Source organism: Mycobacterium sp. pUA109 (assembly GCF_041287095.1).
Lineage (GTDB): Bacteria > Actinomycetota > Actinomycetes > Mycobacteriales > Mycobacteriaceae > Mycobacterium.
This window is the reverse complement of record NZ_JBGGKS010000005.1, coordinates 196749-213156: the sequence shown is the minus strand read 5'-3', so window position 1 is coordinate 213156 and position 16408 is coordinate 196749. Positions and strand designations below refer to the sequence as shown.

The 16408-nt window shown below is 69.6% G+C and carries 17 protein-coding genes; 7 read left to right on the top strand and 10 right to left on the bottom strand.

Features of this window, described 5'->3' with window-relative positions:
- Positions 1–99 precede the first annotated feature (99 nt).
- The 6 genes from ACAG26_RS08195 to ACAG26_RS08170 form a co-directional block, all read right to left on the bottom strand.
- Positions 100–759, bottom strand: a complete 660-nt coding sequence (locus ACAG26_RS08195) for a sensor domain-containing protein (protein ID WP_370481054.1) — start codon at positions 757–759, stop codon at positions 100–102.
- A gap of 143 nt (positions 760–902) precedes the next feature.
- A complete protein-coding gene (locus ACAG26_RS08190; RefSeq protein WP_370481053.1) occupies positions 903–1238 on the bottom strand; it encodes a hypothetical protein in 336 nt (111 codons plus the stop codon).
- Between the two features lie 139 nt (positions 1239–1377).
- Positions 1378–1701: a hypothetical protein gene (locus ACAG26_RS08185; RefSeq protein WP_370481052.1), complete on the bottom strand. Its 324-nt coding sequence runs from the start codon at positions 1699–1701 to the stop codon at positions 1378–1380.
- Between the two features lie 78 nt (positions 1702–1779).
- Positions 1780–2820: a DUF4185 domain-containing protein gene (locus ACAG26_RS08180; RefSeq protein WP_370481215.1), complete on the bottom strand. Its 1041-nt coding sequence runs from the start codon at positions 2818–2820 to the stop codon at positions 1780–1782.
- A gap of 118 nt (positions 2821–2938) precedes the next feature.
- Positions 2939–3982, bottom strand: a complete 1044-nt coding sequence (locus tag ACAG26_RS08175; RefSeq protein ID WP_370481050.1) for an aspartate-semialdehyde dehydrogenase — start codon at positions 3980–3982, stop codon at positions 2939–2941.
- Positions 3982–5247: an aspartate kinase gene (locus ACAG26_RS08170; protein WP_370481048.1), complete on the bottom strand. Its 1266-nt coding sequence runs from the start codon at positions 5245–5247 to the stop codon at positions 3982–3984. Before ACAG26_RS08170 ends, ACAG26_RS08175 begins: the two co-directional genes overlap by 1 nt.
- Before the next feature lie 223 nt (positions 5248–5470).
- Between ACAG26_RS08170 and ACAG26_RS08165 the strand changes: the two genes are divergently transcribed.
- The 3 genes from ACAG26_RS08165 to leuA all read left to right on the top strand — a co-directional run bounded on the left by ACAG26_RS08165 (position 5471) and on the right by leuA (position 9289).
- Positions 5471–6031, top strand: a complete 561-nt coding sequence (locus ACAG26_RS08165; RefSeq protein WP_370481046.1) for a hypothetical protein — start codon at positions 5471–5473, stop codon at positions 6029–6031.
- Positions 6032–6066: 35 nt separating this feature from the next.
- Positions 6067–7296, top strand: coding sequence for a hypothetical protein (locus ACAG26_RS08160; RefSeq protein WP_370481044.1), 1230 nt, complete (start codon positions 6067–6069; stop codon positions 7294–7296).
- Between the two features lie 172 nt (positions 7297–7468).
- Positions 7469–9289 carry a 2-isopropylmalate synthase gene (gene leuA, locus ACAG26_RS08155; protein ID WP_370481042.1) on the top strand — a complete coding sequence of 607 codons (1821 nt, stop codon included), beginning with the start codon at positions 7469–7471 and terminating at the stop codon, positions 9287–9289.
- On the opposite strand, the gene ACAG26_RS08150 is transcribed toward leuA, so the two are convergent.
- Entirely contained in the window at positions 9267–10580 is a 1314-nt protein-coding gene (locus tag ACAG26_RS08150; RefSeq protein ID WP_370481039.1) for an AAA family ATPase, read from the bottom strand. The two genes, leuA and ACAG26_RS08150, sit on opposite strands and share 23 nt — an antisense overlap.
- A 260-nt stretch (positions 10581–10840) precedes the next feature.
- Here ACAG26_RS08150 and ACAG26_RS08145 point away from each other — a divergent pair, with 260 nt between their 5' ends.
- Complete coding sequence (locus tag ACAG26_RS08145) at positions 10841–11386, top strand: helix-turn-helix domain-containing protein (RefSeq protein ID WP_370481038.1); 546 nt, start codon at positions 10841–10843, stop codon at positions 11384–11386.
- 94 nt (positions 11387–11480) lie between these two features.
- On the opposite strand, the gene ACAG26_RS08140 is transcribed toward ACAG26_RS08145, so the two are convergent.
- Positions 11481–12473: a DEDDh family exonuclease gene (locus ACAG26_RS08140; RefSeq protein ID WP_370481035.1), complete on the bottom strand. Its 993-nt coding sequence runs from the start codon at positions 12471–12473 to the stop codon at positions 11481–11483.
- Positions 12474–12545: 72 nt separating this feature from the next.
- Here ACAG26_RS08140 and ACAG26_RS08135 point away from each other — a divergent pair, with 72 nt between their 5' ends.
- Both ACAG26_RS08135 and ACAG26_RS08130 read left to right on the top strand, forming a co-directional pair.
- Entirely contained in the window at positions 12546–13775 is a 1230-nt protein-coding gene (locus ACAG26_RS08135) for a MurT ligase domain-containing protein (protein WP_370481033.1), read from the top strand.
- The gene (locus ACAG26_RS08130) at positions 13768–14481 is read left to right on the top strand and encodes a type 1 glutamine amidotransferase (protein WP_370481031.1); all 714 of its coding nucleotides are present in this window, start codon (positions 13768–13770) and stop codon (positions 14479–14481) included. Before ACAG26_RS08135 ends, ACAG26_RS08130 begins: the two co-directional genes overlap by 8 nt.
- A gap of 104 nt (positions 14482–14585) precedes the next feature.
- Here ACAG26_RS08130 and recR read toward each other — a convergent pair whose 3' ends face one another.
- Both recR and ACAG26_RS08120 read right to left on the bottom strand, forming a co-directional pair.
- Complete coding sequence (gene recR / locus ACAG26_RS08125) at positions 14586–15197, bottom strand: recombination mediator RecR (protein ID WP_071029143.1); 612 nt, start codon at positions 15195–15197, stop codon at positions 14586–14588.
- Between the two features lies 1 nt (position 15198).
- Positions 15199–15534 (bottom strand): YbaB/EbfC family nucleoid-associated protein, encoded by a 336-nt coding sequence (locus ACAG26_RS08120; RefSeq protein WP_370481030.1) that lies wholly within the window; start codon positions 15532–15534, stop codon positions 15199–15201.
- Positions 15535–15668: 134 nt separating this feature from the next.
- On the opposite strand from ACAG26_RS08120, the gene ACAG26_RS08115 reads away from it, so the two are divergent.
- Entirely contained in the window at positions 15669–16394 is a 726-nt protein-coding gene (locus ACAG26_RS08115; protein WP_370481213.1) for an Rv3717 family N-acetylmuramoyl-L-alanine amidase, read from the top strand.
- The last annotated feature ends 14 nt before the right edge of the window (positions 16395–16408 follow it).

Genomic DNA, 16408 nt, shown 5'->3' with positions numbered 1-16408 from the left:
TGATAGCCGCCTAACCTTCCATCTTGCAGAGGGCCACCGACATCTTCCTGTGCGTCGCCGGTGACACGTTGGCTACGGATACCCAAACATTGCGTGCCACTACTGCCCCAGGGTGTTCTGCATCGCCCCGGCCAGCACATTGACCGCCGGGCCGGCGTTGCCGGACTGGCACACCTTGGCTTGCAGCAGCACGTTCTCCCGCAACCGGGTCTGGAAGAAACAGCGCCGGTCGGTGCCGGCTTCCTGCTTGGTCCACGCCGCGTCGGTGGCGGTGGGCGGCCCCCCGTCGAACGACCAGGTCTGGGTGGACCCGTTCGCCAGGTGCAGGCCGGTGGTCTGCCCCGAGCAGCCGCCGGTGCGGTCGGTGACCCGGTGGAACGCCCGGTTCGCGGCGTCCCCGGTGGCGAACACGCCGACCGCCTGTTTGACGAAGTGGGTGTCGTCGGTGGCCGAGGTCATGGTGACCGCGCTGTTGAACGACGCCAGGTCGGGGTCGTTGTACACCTCGGGTAACCCGATGTCGGTCCAGTTGTTGCAGACCGGGTCGTCCACCCAGAAGTCCTGGTAGGGCTCGCGCGAGATCGATTCGAAGCCCATCGGCGCGCCGACGATATTGCCGACGGACCCCTTGCCCAGCACCGCGTAGGACACCACACCTGGCTCCGACGGATTCGCGGCGGCCACCGCGGTACTGGCCAGCGCTGCGAAACCCGTCACGGCAAGCGCGATGGCCCACCCGTGTGTCACCGGCTTACCCATGGCGTTGATCTTAAGCACGCCCACCCGACGTCAGCCGAGCTTGGCGCGGTCCGGGTCACCTCGAAATGACCGAATGCGCCGCCGCCCTTGGCATGTGGCTGGCGGTCCCGGTTGCCGAGTCATGGAAGGCATGGCTCCAGCCGCTAGCGGTGCGGCGGGGCGGGAGGAGGTGGTGGAACTCCGGGGCCTCCCGGTCCGCCGGGACCGTTACCGGGACCGGGCGAGAAGTCCGGACCCATGTTCGGGCCCGGTCCCGGCGGTCCCGGGTGATGCATCATGCACGGGCCGTGATGATGGTGGTTGTGCCAATCGCGGTGGTGGCTCAGTGCGGCACCGGAGAAGAAGATCACCGCGACGATGAACACGATCCCGGCGACGATCACCACCCAGGCGGCGGCCTGGTAGAGCCGGCTCGGCTTCGCGGGCGGAGGCGGGGGCGGCGGCGGGGGCGGGCTGCTCGATTCGGGTGTTTCAGTCATAAGGCTCATCATGCTAAAACAACGCGTCGCCGCGGATGGGTTCGGTCAATGAATTCGCTGTGTCGTTTTTGAGCGCTACCCCAAAAAAGCAAACGCCCCCGGGTCGGGGGTGGGGGCGTTTGCGTTCTTGGGGGTGCAACTACGGGGTGGGCGGGGCCAGCGACGGTGCGGTCGACGTCGGCGGCTGGCCGGGGCCGCGGCCGGGGGCACCGGCTCCCGGACCGGGGTGGTGCCGGTGGTGGTGGCCGGGTTGCACCATCGAGTGGTGGTGATGGCCGTGGTGGTGGCAGCCGTGGTGGTGGGTCAGCGCGGCCCCGGAGAAGAAGATGACCGCGACAACGAACACGGTCCCGGCGACGATCACGACCCAGGCCGCGAGCCGGTAGAGCCAGTACGGCTTGTGCTGCGCTGGCGTTGATGTGGCGACCGAAGTCGCGTTGCTGGTTTCAGGTGTTTCACTCATACCTAGCATCTTCTGCGCGCCAAAATGGTGCCAGCTAGGTCCTGCCTATGAAAACGCTATGCGGGTGCACGCGTCGAATCAGTCCGGCTTGAGCGGGTTCACCGCGAATTGGATGACCCGGTACGGCGCCCGCTCGCGCGGTTCGGTGTCCCACTGGCTGACAAACACCCGCAGCTCGTCCAGCGTCGACCCCGGCGAGATGTATCCGCCGTAGGGCTGGGCGAGCCGATTGTCGAACGGCGGCGGCAAACTTTCCGCCGGCTCCGGCCATTCGTCGTGCTGCACCACGGTGGTCACCGGGGCGCTGCCCAGCGACGTCGGATCGTTGGCGACCCGGACCTCCATGTCGCCGGTGCTGGCGTTGAAATACGACAGCACCGTCTTGCCGTCGATCTGCCGGATGCACATCTCCCCGATCTGCTCATTCCACAGCGGTGTCGGGGGTTTGTTCCACCCGCCCTCCGCGCCGCCGGCCCAGCCCTGCCACGTCGAGCGGTCGGTGAACGACTCCGGCCGCGCCCGGTACAGCACGATCGGTGCGCTGCGGTTGAAGTTGTCGGCCACGATGTACACCCACCCGCCGGGTGAGTCGGCGGTCGGGATCGGGTCGTAGTACCCGCTGATCTGGGACTGCCGGCCATCCTGGTAGCCGCCGTCGCGTTGCGACCCCGGCACGGTTGACCAGCGTCCGCGCGCCGGTTCGGCCTTCACCAGCCGCGAGGTCTGCGGCACCAGGCTGGTCGTGGTGGTGACCAGCAGATAGTTGCTGCGGTTGATGCGCACCACCCCGGCCGGCAGCTGCGAGGACCCGGGCGGGGTGGGGTCGGCCAGCAGCGGCTGCCACACCCCGGTGACGCCGGTGTAGCGCACGCCGGTCGGGTCGTTGACCGAGTCGGTGTCGACGTGCAGCGCGATCGGCGAATACCAGCCGCCGAACCCGACGCCCTCACCGGCGAAGCTGTCACCGCAGATCTGCAGCACCTCGCTGGGAAACTCCATGAACTCGCACAGGTCGGTGGCGCCGATCCCGTAGTCGCGGGTGTCGGTGCCGGTGCCGGCCATCGGGCCGATGCGCAGCACCTCGCCTTCGGTCAGCGGCTGCAGAATCGGCTCGGGCATCGGCGCCGGCGGGTCGGCGTGCGCGGTGGTCGCGGTCAGCCCGCCCCACGCGAGCAGCGCCGTAGCGATCACCCTGCCCCGCACGCCCATCGCCGGACAGCGTAACGGGGCGCCCCGGTCAGCGGGTCGCGGCCAGCAACTCGGCGATCTGAATCGTGTTCAGCGCCGCGCCCTTCCGCAGATTGTCGCCGGAAACGAACAGCGCGAGCCCGCGCCCGTCGGGCACCCCCGGGTCGGGGCGGATCCGGCCGACCAGGGATTCATCGACCCCGGCGGCGGCCAGCGGGGTGGGCACGTCGACCAGTTTCACGCCGGGCGCGGTGGACAGCAGCTCGGTCGCCCGTTCCGGGGACAGCGGTCGGGCGAATTCGGCGTTGATCGACAGTGAGTGCCCGGTGAACACCGGCACCCGCACGCAGGTGCCGCTGACCGCCAGGTCCGGCACGCCGAGGATCTTGCGGCTCTCGTTGCGCAGTTTCTGGTCCTCGTCGGTCTCCCCGGAGCCGTCGTCGACCAACGACCCGGCCAGCGCCACCACGTTGAACGCGATCGGGGCCACGTACTTGTGCGGCGCCGGGAAGCTCACCGCGGCCCCGTCGTGCACCAGCTGTTCGGCGCCGTCCACCACCGCGCGGGTCTGCCCGGCCAGTTCCTCGACGCCGGCCAGCCCGCTGCCGGAGACCGCCTGGTAGGTGGAGACCACCAGCCGCACCAGCTGCGCCTCGTCGTGCAGCACCTTGAGCACCGGCATCGCGGCCATCGTGGTGCAGTTCGGGTTGGCGATGATGCCCTTCTTGAGCGGCCCGGCACCGCGGACATCCCGCTCGAAGTTGACCTCGGACACCACCAGCGGCACGTCGGGGTCCTTGCGCCAGGCCGAGGAGTTGTCGATCACCGTCACCCCGGCCGCGGCGAACCGCGGGGCCTGCACCCGGGACATGGTGGCGCCGGCGGAGAACAACGCGATGTCCAACCCGGTCGGGTCGGCGGTTTCGGTGTCTTCGACCTCGATCTCCTGGCCGCGGAAGCTCAACTTGCGGCCCTGCGAGCGCGCCGAGGCGAAGAACCGCACGCTAGTGGCCGGGAAGTCGCGTTCCTCGAGCAGGGTGCGCATCACCTGCCCCACCTGACCGGTGGCGCCGACGACTCCCAGGGCAACCATTACCGCCCCGTCCCGGCGTAGACGGTCGCCTCCTCATCGCCGCCCAGCCCGAACGCGTCATGCAGGGCGACGACGGCCTTGTCCAGGTCGGTGTCCCGGACCAGCACCGAGATGCGGATCTCGGAGGTGGAGATCAGGTCGATGTTGATGCCGGCATCCGCCAGCGCCTCGCAGAACGTGGCGGTGACGCCGGGGTGGCTGCGCATCCCGGCCCCGATCAGCGACACCTTGCCGATGTGGTCGTCGTAGAGCACCTCGGTGAAACCGACCTCGTTCTTCAGCGACTCCAGTTTGGCCACCGCGGCCGGCCCGCTCTCCCGCGGGCAGGTGAAGGTGATGTCGGTTTTGCCGTCCTCGATCTTGGAGACGTTCTGCAGCACCATGTCGATGTTGATGTCGGCGTCGGCGGCCGCGCGGAACACCCGGGCCGCGTAGCCGGGCAGGTCGGGGATACCGACGACGGTCACCTTGGCTTCGCTCTTGTCGTGAGCGACGCCGGACAGGATGGGGTCTTCCATGGGGATGTCCTCGATCGATCCGGAAACAATGGTGCCGGGCTTATCCGAGTACGACGACCGGACATGCACCGGCAGGTGGTAGCGGCGGGCGTACTCCACGCAGCGCAGCATCAGCACCTTGGCGCCGCAGGCGGCCAGCTCCAGCATCTCCTCAAAGGTGACGGTGTCCAGCCGGCGGGCGTTGGGCACGATGCGCGGGTCGGCGGTGAAGATGCCATCGACGTCGGTGTAGATCTCGCAGACGTCGGCTTTCAAGGCCGCGGCCAGCGCCACCGCGGTGGTGTCCGACCCGCCGCGACCCAGCGTGGTGACGTCCTTGCTGTCCTGGCTGACGCCCTGGAACCCGGCGACCAGCACCACCTGGCCGTCCGCGAGGGCGGCCTGCAGCCGCCCGGGGGTGACCTCGATGATCTTGGCTTTGCCGTGCGCGCCGGTGGTGATCACCCCGGCCTGCGACCCGGTGAACGACCGCGCCTGCGACCCCAGCGATTCGATCGCCATCGCCACCAACGCGTTGGAGATCCGCTCCCCGGCGGTCAGCAGCATGTCCAGTTCCCGAGCCGGCGGCGAGGGGCACACCTGCTGGGCCAGTTCCAGCAGGTCATCGGTGGTATCGCCCATCGCCGAGCACACCACGACGACGTCGTTACCCCGCTTTTTGGTCTCGACGATGCGTTCAGCGACCCGGCGGACGGCGTCGGCGTCTTGCACCGACGATCCGCCGTACTTCTGCACGACGAGTGCCACTGCGATCCTTCCGGGGTCTCGGTCGTTCAGCCGCGTCGTCGCGGTCACGTCCACAGCACAGGATACGGGGTGCCGGGGCGCGGCCCCCACGTCGGCAGGATGGGGACGCTGCAGAAAACGTTCGGCGGAATGTCACCGCGATCTCGGGATCAACCGAGTTGGCTTGACCGGCGGGCCACATTGGTGCGCGTCACCACCGTCGGGGTGACCTAGATTCGGTGCTGTGTGGGTCCGGATCGCATGGTTGACCCTGGCCGCGACACTTGCGGGCTGCGGTGCACCGGCGCCCACTCGGCCGGGCGCGCCGGCGCCCAGCCACGCGTCCGACCAGGGGCCGCCGGGGTTTCCGGACCTGTCCACGTTCACCGCCGTCGACCCCAAGCCATACCTGCGGCTGGTGCTGAAATCCACCCACATCGGGTTCACAACGCCGACGCTGTCCTGCTCCTGGCCCTACCAAGACGGCGGTCCGATCCACTACGGCGCGTCCTGCACCGGTGTCATCCCCGGCATGCCGGACACCGCGGCGTCAAAGCCAGAGGCCTGCGATGGCATCGCCCTGGCCGGGGACACCGCGCCGGTGTATCGAGGTGTCCGGACGTACACCTTCGTCCGAGGCTCTGGCGACTGCCCGGCCCCGCCCGACCAATTCCGGTTGACGCCGGGGTCCAAGCTGTCCGCCAGCAGTATTACCTGCGCGGTGACCCAGGACGGTGTGGCCTGCACCGACCCAATCATGAACCACGGCTTCGTGCTGTCACCGGCGGGCAGCTGGTCATTCTGATGCGACGTCGACATGGGGTGATCACGGTAGGTGTCGTGACGGCGCTCGCCATCGCCTTCGGGGCAACGCCCTCGTCGGCTCAACCGGATCACACGCTGGTCGGCTTCGGCTTGGATCGCCCACTGGTCCGGGCCTGGCACCTCACCCGCGCCGAGCTCGGCATTCCCGACACCGTCAGCCTCGGCGAGCTATTCGCCACAACCGACCACCGCGCCTACTTCAAAACCGATTGCAACACCTCCGGCTGCCTGGACCACCCGCAGCAGTGGGTGTACGGCATCGACCTGTCGACGGGGCGGCGACTGTTCACGCCGTTGCGACTCGACGGCGCCGGCACCAACCTCAGCTGCCACCAGACCGGCGATACGACCGCGGCTTGCCTGGACGACTACGAACCTGACCAGATCTGGGCGCTCAACCTGGCCCGCGGGACCATCAGCTACCGCGGCAAAACCAGCCTCGATGGGCGCCCGTCTGGGCCCGACAGATACCAGTTCCAGGTAGCGGGAAACCACCTGATCGCCGGCCAGGACGAACGGGGGCTCTGGGGCATCGGACCACGCGGCGAGCGCACCTGGTTCGCCCCGGGCAACGGATGGCCGGTCACCACGGATTCGACCGTACTGACCCAGATCCCCAAACCCGACGACCCCACGTGGCGGGTGTTCTCCGTCATCGACGGCACCGAACTCACCCCCACCCCGCCGCGCGGCACCACGTTGCGCCGGGCCACCACCTACCCGGACGGATTCGCCTACGAATACGACTCCGCGGACGGTATCGGCGTGTTGTTCTACGACACCGCAGGCAAGTTACTGCACCGACAACCGTTGCCCGGCTACAACCTGCTGGACGGCATCGGCATGCCAATCGCATTCGACCAGAAAATATTTCACGTCTTTTCGGCAACCGGTCAGCAGATCCTCGAGATCCCGGCCGGCCGACTCGGCTACGGGATTGCCCCGCAGTTTCGCAACATCGGCGACCAGTTGTGGTACCGGGCCAGCGATCAATGGCAGCGCTGGGATCTGTCCACTGGCAAGCCGGTGCCGACCTGCCCGCTGCGTGGCGACTATGCCTCCTTCGCCTCCGATGGCCGGGTGGCGTTGCTCAAAAACGGAACCGACGCCGTCGCCACCGACCTGGCCACCTGCAAGCAGCTGTGGCGGATGCCCCCCGGCGGGTACGGGCAACTCGAACAGATCGGTCCCGCGCTGGTCACGCACACCAGCAGCGAGATCGTCGGGCTAGGCCCACCCAGCTGAGCTGACTCGGGCGTCGTTTTGGCCCCCGGCCGCGGCACGGTACAGTGGTCGACGTGCAGCGGGTGCTCCTCCTCGGACGCCGCGACGGGGTCTGATCCAGACCGGCTTCCCGTCGCGGGCGTTTGCGATGCGCCGGTCTGAAGTCCATCCAGACGAATCCGGAGCACTAGCGATGACCACTTTTTCTGAACCCCCCGCCGATTCGCCCGACGTTTTCACGTCGGGACGAACCATCACCAAACCCGCCGGCGCGCCCAACCCCGGCCAGCCCGCCTGGAACACCCAGCGCGGCTCGTCGATGCCGGTCAACCGGTACCGCAGCTTCGCCGAGGAAGTCGAACCGATCCGGCTGCCGGACCGCACCTGGCCCGACCGGGTGATCGAGCGGGCGCCGCTGTGGTGCGCGGTCGACCTGCGCGACGGCAACCAGGCCCTGATCGACCCGATGAGCCCGGCCCGCAAACGCCGCATGTTCGACCTGCTGGTGCGGATGGGTTACAAGGAGATCGAGGTCGGCTTCCCGTCGGCCAGCCAAACCGACTTCGACTTCGTCCGCGAGATCATCGAGGCCAATGTGATCCCCGACGATGTCACCATTCAGGTGCTGACCCAGTGCCGCGACGAGCTGATCGAGCGCACCTTCGAGGCCTGTCAGGGCGCACCGAACGTGATCGTGCACTTCTACAATTCGACGTCGATCCTGCAGCGCCGGGTGGTGTTCAAAGCCGACCGGGCCGCGGTGCAGGAGATCGCGGTGCAGGGTGCGCGTAAATGCGTCGAACAGGCCGCCAAGTACCCGGGCACCCGGTGGCGCTTCGAGTACTCTCCGGAGTCCTACACCGGCACCGAACTCGAATACGCCAAGCAGGTGTGCGACGCCGTCGGCGACGTCATCGCGCCCACCCCGGACAACCCGATCATCTTCAACCTGCCGGCCACGGTGGAGATGGCCACCCCCAACGTGTACGCCGACTCGATCGAGTGGATGCACCGGAATCTAAAACGCCGCGATGCGGTGATCTTGAGCCTGCACCCGCACAACGACCGCGGCACCGCGGTGGCCGCCGCGGAGCTGGGGTATCAGGCCGGCGCGGACCGGATCGAGGGCTGCCTGTTCGGCAACGGGGAGCGCACCGGCAACGTCTGCTTGGTGACGTTGGGGCTGAACCTGTTCAGTCGCGGGGTGGACCCGCAGATCGACTTCGCCAACATCGACGAGATCCGCCGCACGGTGGAGTACTGCAACCAGCTGCGGGTGCCCGAGCGGCATCCTTACGGCGGCGACCTGGTGTACACCGCGTTCTCGGGCAGCCACCAGGACGCGATCAACAAGGGCCTGGACGCCATGAAGATCGACGCCGACGCCGCCGATTCCGATGTCGACGACATGCTCTGGCAGGTCCCTTACCTGCCGATCGACCCCAAGGACGTCGGGCGCACCTACGAGGCGGTGATCCGGGTCAACTCGCAGTCCGGCAAGGGCGGGGTGGCCTACATCATGAAGGCCGATCACGGTCTGGTGTTGCCGCGCCGGCTGCAGATCGAGTTCTCCCAGGTGATTCAGAAGATCACCGACGGTGAGGGCGGCGAGGTCGCGCCCAAGGAGATGTGGGACGCGTTCGCCGAGGAGTACCTGGCGCCGGTGCGGCCGCTGGAGCGGATGCGCCAGCGGGTGATCGCCGCGGAGGTCGACGGCGGCACCGACCGCATCGAGGCCGTCGTCAAGATCGACGGGACCGAAACCGAGATCGGCGGGGTCGGCAACGGACCGCTGGCGGCGTTTTGCGACGCGCTGGGCCAGGTCGGGATCCACGTCAACGTCCTGGACTACTCCGAACACGCGATGAGCGCCGGGGAAGAAGCGCAGGCCGCGGCCTACGTGGAGGCCTCCATCAGCGGCGCGACGGTATGGGGGGTGGGGATCGCGACGTCGATCACCACGGCGTCGCTGCGGGCGGTGGTGTCGGCGGTCAACCGCGCCGCGCGCGGCTGACGTCGTCCTGGGGTCTGGCCGCCGGCGCGGCGAAGTGCGCCGCCACCGCGGCGGTGATCTCCAAGAACCGCCGGCGCGTACCCCGCCGCAGCTGATCCAGGTCGACGCCGCCGCCCGCCGCGAGGTGGGGGTCATACGGCAGCGTGAACACCTGGTTGGCGCCCACCCGCCGGGCGAACACCTCGGCCAGGGTGCGGGTCGTGGCGCCCTCGGCGCGCCCGGTCACGTCGTTGAGCACGACGACGGTGCGGGCGAGCAGCTCGCTGTGCCGCGACTCGGCGAGCCAGTCCATCACCTTGCCGGTGGCTTGCGCGCTGTCGTGGGTGCCGGCGGAGACCAGGACCAACGCGTCCGCGGTGTCCAGCAGGCCCTTGACCACCGGATGCTCGACGTTGGTGCCGGAATCGGTGACCAGCACCGAGTAGAACCGCCGCAGGATCTCGTGGGCGGCCAGATACGTCTTGGCGTCGAGCAGTTTCCGGTCGCTGACGTTGCGGTTGGCGGCCAGCACATCCAGCCCGGAGGCCGAGCTTTGCCCGATGTGGGCGCGCACGTCGGCGTAGCGCTCGATCCGGGTGTCGGTCAGCACCTCACGGTAGGAGGAGGTCGCCGACGGATCGATCCGCTCACCCAGGTTGGCCCCGATGTCGGGATTGCCGTCGATGGCCACCACCTTGTGGTGCAGCCGCGCGAACGTCGAACCCACCCCGATCGCGGTGGAGGTCTTGCCGGCCCCGCCTTTGCCGCCCAGCACCACCACCGAGTGGGTGCCGGGTAGCACGCTGTCGACCGCGGCGGTGAGCTCGCGAACCCGCCGTTCGTCGGCCGAGGGGCCTAGGGTGACCAGCCCGAAGGTGGCCGCCCGCAGCCGTTTTCGCCAGCCGTTGACCGACGGGGCATCCCGTTCGGCGTTGAGCCGGGCGGTGCGCAGCTCGTCGCCGGCCAGCCCCGGAGGGCCGGGCTCCGCCGATCCGGCCGCCGTGGGCGCCGCGGGTGTCTGCCCAGGTTGGGGCGCCGGGTTTCCCCGGTCCGGGGGCCGAATGCCCTGCGGGGCCGCCACCTTCGGCGGCGCCTCGCGGCGCGGCGGTGGCGGCTGGGCGGCGCCGGGGGGCACGCTCACAGCCAGGCCCATCGCGACCGGCGCGATGGTGCCGGGTGCGGGAGGCACGCTCTGCGGTGGCGGGTTGGCCGCGCCCGCCGGCAACGGCCGCGGCGCAGCGGTGTCGGTTTGCTGGGAGTTGCCCGGTGGTGGTGTGGCAGCGTTGCTATTGGCCTTACCCGGGTTGCTCATACCCCGCTCATCCTCAGCAACGATACGAATTCAGCGCCGCGTCGACCCGACCCGATGACCACGCGACGACAGTAACAACCGCCGAATTTCCCCGTCCAGCAGAGCGGGCAGATGCCGCGACTCGGCCTGCGGCAAGCCAAGTCTCGGTGCCGCGCCCGCCGGCGCCCGCATCGCCCCCTGGCCACCCGGAGCTGGCACGGCACGGTTACCATGACGCGCTGTCGGCTAGGACACATATCACAGGGAATCGAGGGACCTACATGGCCGGATTTGCGCCCGATGAAGGCGAAGCGCCGATTATCGTCGGTCTCGCGGAGGCGGCGCTGCAGCTGCACGCCTGCGCCATCGAGTCCCTGCCGCAACCCGACGTCGCGTCATTCCACCCCCGGGTGCACGCGATCCTGGCCGGGCTGCGCAGAGTCCAGGCGATGTTGCAGACCGCCGCGGGTCGGACCCGGATCACCCCGGCGGTGATCGCGGCGCTCGCCGAGGTCCGGTCCCGTTACGACGAGCTGATGACTCGGGCGGCGGCCGCGCCGGGATCGAGCCTGGGTCAGCAGCTGTATGTGGCGCGCCGCCGCGCTCAACTGTCGCTTCAGGAGATCGCGACCGGGGTGGGGCTTCGCGCCGAGGTGCTCGAAGCGCTGGAAGCCGGCCAATCCGTGTCCGGCGACGAGGCGGTGAAGGTCAAGGAGCTGATCGCCGCGCTGAGCGGCGCGCGGGACGGGCAGCAGCGGCCCTACCCCGTGGAGCCGCATCCGGACAGCGTGGACGAATCGGCGGCCTGGGCCGAGAGCAGCGCCTAAGCCAGCGAGCACGCGGGGCGACGTTGAGATTGCGTCGCGGGTCGCGGTTTTCGACAATGCACGACCACCGCCGCAATCTCGACACGCCCGCAGCTCAGAACAACGCGAACTGCTCGGCGGGGGCGGTGACGTCGGTGAATTCCTCGATGTCGGTACCCCCGGCGACGCTGCCGACGCTGTCCATGAACTGCGCGTCGGAGACCACCGGCACCCCCAGCTCGCGGGCCAGATACCCCTTGCCCTGATCGGGCCGGGGTTCGTTGCACACCACCAGCGAGGTGTCGGGGTCGACGCCGTCGCTGTAGGCCAGCCCGGCGTGCAGGATCCGCTCCACCAGCTCCTCGTGGGTGCGGCTGCACTCGGCGGACAGCGCGACCCGCATGCCCTGCACCAGCGGCCGGCCCCGCACGTAGCGGCCCGGGTTCAGGTACGGGCACGGCATCCGGGAGGCCAGCATTTTCAGCGGCCGCAGCTCATCGTGGGTGACCCGCCCGTTGGGCCACCGGCGCCGGGCGACCGGGCGCACCGGCAGCCACACGTCGCGGGCCCGGGCCCGCTGCAGCGCCGGGTCCAGCACCCGGGACAGCACCAGCGCGTCGTCAAACGCGTCATGGGCGCGGGTCTGGGCGATGCCCCAGTGCCCGGCGAGGGTCTCCAACCGCAGATTGTCCAGGCCGAGGTCCAGCCGCCGGGCCAGCTCAACCGTGCACATCACGGTGTCGACCGGCAGTTCGGCGTCGACGAGTTCGGCCTCCGCGGTCAGGAAGGCGTAGTCGAACGCGACGTTGTGCGCGACCAGCGTGCGCCCGTTCAGCACCTCGATGACGTCGCCGACGATGTCGGAGAACTGGGGTTGGTCCTCCAGCATGGCCGCGGTCAGCCCGTGCACGTGGGTCGGGCCCGGGTCGACGCCGGGGTTGAGCAGGCTGACCACCGAGTGCTCCACCCGTCCGTCGGCGTCCAGCGCTAACGCGGCCAGGCTGATGATGCGCGCCTGACCTGGCCTAAAGCCGGAAGTTTCGACGTCGACGACCGCCCAGCCCGCCCCGGGTTCGTGGGCGGGCCGCCCCCATCCGACGCTGCTCATAGCTTGAGGATGGCACGCCGCAACGACAAAGCCCGGTCGCTGCGCGTCGTGTCCGGTATTTAAACTCCACGGGTGATCACCACCCGTGGGCGCCTCGCCCTGGCCGCCGGTGCGGGGGCGCGGTGGGCGTCGCGGGTGACCCGCCGCGGCGCCGGGGCGATGATCGGCGGCCTGGTGGCGATGACCCTGGACCGCTCGATCCTGCGCCAGCTGGGCACCGACCGGCGCACCGTCGTGGTCACCGGGACCAACGGGAAATCCACCACCACCCGGATGACCGCGGCCGCGCTGGGAACCCTGGGCTCGGTGGCCACCAACGCCGAGGGCGCCAACATGGACGCCGGCCTGGTGGCCGCGTTGGCCGCCGACCGCGGCGCCGCGCTGGCGGCGCTGGAAGTCGACGAGATGCACGTCCCGCATGTCTTGGATGCGGTGGAGGCCGCGGTCGTCATCTTGCTCAACTTGTCCCGCGACCAGCTGGACCGGGTCGGTGAGATCAACGTGATCGAGCGGGCGCTGCGGGCCGGGCTGGCCCGGCACCCCGACGCGGTGGTGGTCGCCAACTGCGACGACGTGTTGATGACGTCGGCGGCCTACGACAGCCCGCGGGTGGTGTGGGTGGCCGCCGGCGGCGGCTGGGCACACGACTCGGTCAGCTGTCCGCGCAGCGGGGAGGTCATCGTCCGCGAGCCGGCGCACTGGTATTCCACCGGCGCCGACTTCAAACGGCCAAGCCCGCACTGGTGGTTCGACGACGACACCCTGTACGGGCCGGACGGGTTGGCGCTGCCGATGCGGTTGGCGCTGCCGGGGGCGGTCAACCGCGGCAACGCCGCCCAAGCCGTCGCCGCCGCCGTCGCGCTGGGCGCCGACCCGGCCGCGGCGGTGGCCGCGGTGTCGGGGGTCGACGAGGTCGCCGGGCGGTACCGCACCGTGCAGATCGGGGGCCACCGCGTCCGGATGCTGCTGGCGAAAAACCCGGCCGGGTGGCAGGAGGCGCTGTCGATGGTCGACAAGCACGCCGACGGGGTGGTGATCGCGGTCAACGGGCAGGTGCCCGACGGCGAGGACCTGTCCTGGCTGTGGGATGTGCGCTTCGAGCACTTCGAGGAGACGTCGGTGGTGGCGGCCGGGGAGCGGGGCACCGACCTGGCGGTCCGGCTCGGTTACGCCGGGGTCGAGCACACCCTGGTGCACGACACCGTGCGCGCGATCGCATCCTGCCCGCCCGGCCACGTCGAGGTGGTCGCCAACTACACGGCGTTCCTGCAGCTGAATCGGGTGCTGGAGCGTCATGGCTGACCCGGTGCGGATCGGGCTGGTGCTGCCCGACGTGATGGGCACCTACGGCGACGGCGGCAACGCGGTGGTGCTGCGGCAGCGGCTGCGGCTGCGCGGGCTGGCCGCCGAGATCGTGGAAATCACCCTGGACGACCCGGTGCCCGACAGCCTGGACCTGTACACGTTGGGCGGCGCCGAAGACTACGCGCAACGGTTGGCCACCCAGCACCTGATCCGGCATCCGGGGCTGCAGCGCGCGGCGGCGCGCGGGGCGCCGGTGCTGGCGATCTGCGCGGCGATCCAGGTGCTCGGCGCCTGGTATGAGACCTCGGCCGGGGAACGGGTCGAGGGGGTGGGGCTGCTGGACGTGACCACGTCGCCGCAGGACACCCGCAGCATCGGTGAGATGGTCAGCCGGCCGCTGGTGGCGGGGTTGTCGGCGCCGCTGACCGGGTTCGAGAACCACCGCGGCGGCACCCTGCTCGGTGCGGCGGCGACACCGCTGGGCGCGGTGACCAAGGGCGCCGGCAACCGCGCCGGCGACGGGTTCGACGGCGCGGTGCAGGGCAGCGTGTTCGCCACCTACCTGCACGGACCGTGCCTGGCCCGCAACCCCGAGTTCGCCGACCTGCTGCTGTCGAAGGTGGTGGGCGACCTGCCGGCGCTGGAGTTGCCCGAGGTGGCGTTGCTGCGCCGGGAGCGCCTGGCCGCACCGCGGCGCGTCTAAAGCCACCGACATCAGCCTCCGGCATCGCCGAGATCGACGTTTCCGAGGGAAAACGCGAGAAAAGCTCTCCGAAACGTCGATCTCGGCGCAAAGGGCGGGAGCGCTCACACCATGGCGCGACGGCCGGTGAACGCGCGGCCCAGCGTCAACTCGTCGGCGAACTCCAGGTCACCGCCCATCGGCAGCCCGGACGCGATCCGCGTGACCGTCAAACCGGGGATATCGCGCAGCACCCGTACCAGGTAGGTGGCGGTCGCTTCCCCCTCGGTGTTGGGGTCGGTGGCGATGATGACCTCGGCGATGTCGACCCCGTCGACCCGTTCCCCGATCCGGTTGAGCAGCTCGCGGATCCGCAGCTGCTCGGGACCGATCCCGGACAGCGGATCCAGCGCCCCGCCCAGCACGTGGTAGCGGCCGCGGAACTCGCGGGTGCGTTCCACGGCCTGCACATCCTTGGGTTCCTCGACCACGCACACCAGCGTGCCGTCCCGGCGCGGATCCGCGCAGATCCGGCAGCGTTCGTCGTCGGAGACGTTGCCGCACACCGCGCAGAACCGCACCCCGTCGCGCACCTTGCCCAGCGCCGCGGTGAGCCGATCGATGTCCGGCGGCTCCACCGAGAGCAGGTGAAACGCGATCCGCTGCGCACTCTTGGGGCCGATGCCCGGCAGCTTGCCGAGCTCGTCGATCAGATCCTGAACCGGCCCCTCAAACACGTCAGAGCCCCGGCATACCCAACGCGTCGCCCATGCCGCCGGCCAACGGGCCGAGCCGCTCATGCGTCAGGGTGGTGACCTGCTTGGACGCGTCGGCCAGCGCCCCGACGATCAGGTCCTGCAGGGTTTCGATGTCGTCGGGGTCGACGACCTTGGGGTCGATGGTCACGGCCACCACCTCACCGCTGCCCTTCATGGTGACCTGCACCAGACCGCCACCGGCCTGACCGTTCACCTCGGAGTTGGCGAGCTGCTGCTGGGCAGCCATCAGCTGCTGCTGCATCTGTTGTGCCTGGGCGAGCAACGCCGACATATCGGGTTGGCCTCCGGGTTGCATGACAGTCCCCTTGCGTTGTGGTCTCGACTTGGTTTCGCCTGCGGATCTGGCGCGGTTTGAGGTATTCAGCGTAGTCCGCGCCGCGCTACCGTGACGCCGTGCGTGTACCAGTTAGCCCGCGTGTCGGGATCACCATGGTCACCGGCCTACTCGTGGCGGCCTCAATCCTGTTTCCCCCGATCTCGGTGGCGGTGCCCGCCAACATCGCCGGCATGATCGTGTTCCTCGACCCCGGCCACAACGGCGCCAACGACGGGTCCATCGGCCGGCAGGTGCCCACCGGTCGCGGCGGCACCAAGGACTGCCAGGCCAGCGGGACCACCTCGGGCAGCGGCTACCCCGAACACACCTTCACCTGGGACACCACGCTGCGGGTCCGTCAGGCGCTCAACGCGTTGGGGGTGCGGACCGCCATGTCCCGCGGCAACGACAACGCGTTGGGGCCGTGTGTGGATGAGCGCGCCGCGATGGCCAACGCGCTGCACCCCAACGCGATCGTGTCCCTGCACGCCGACGGCGGCCCGCCGAACGGCCGGGGATTCCACGTCAACTATTCGGCGCCGCCGCTCAACCAGGCGCAAGCGGGCCCGTCGGTGCAGTTCGCCAAGATCATGCGCGACCAGCTGCAGGCCGCGGGGATCCCGCCGGCCACCTACATCGGCCAGAACGGGCTGTACGGCCGCTCGGATTTGGCCGGGCTGAACCTGGCCCAGTACCCGTCGATCCTGGTCGAGCTGGGCAACATGAAGAACCCCGCGGATTCCGGGTTGATGGAAACCGAGGCGGGTCGGCAAAAATACGCCAACGCGGTGGTCCAAGGGATCGCGGGTTTTCTGGGCACCCAGTCCCAGGTGCGCTAAGTCCGCGAGCAGAC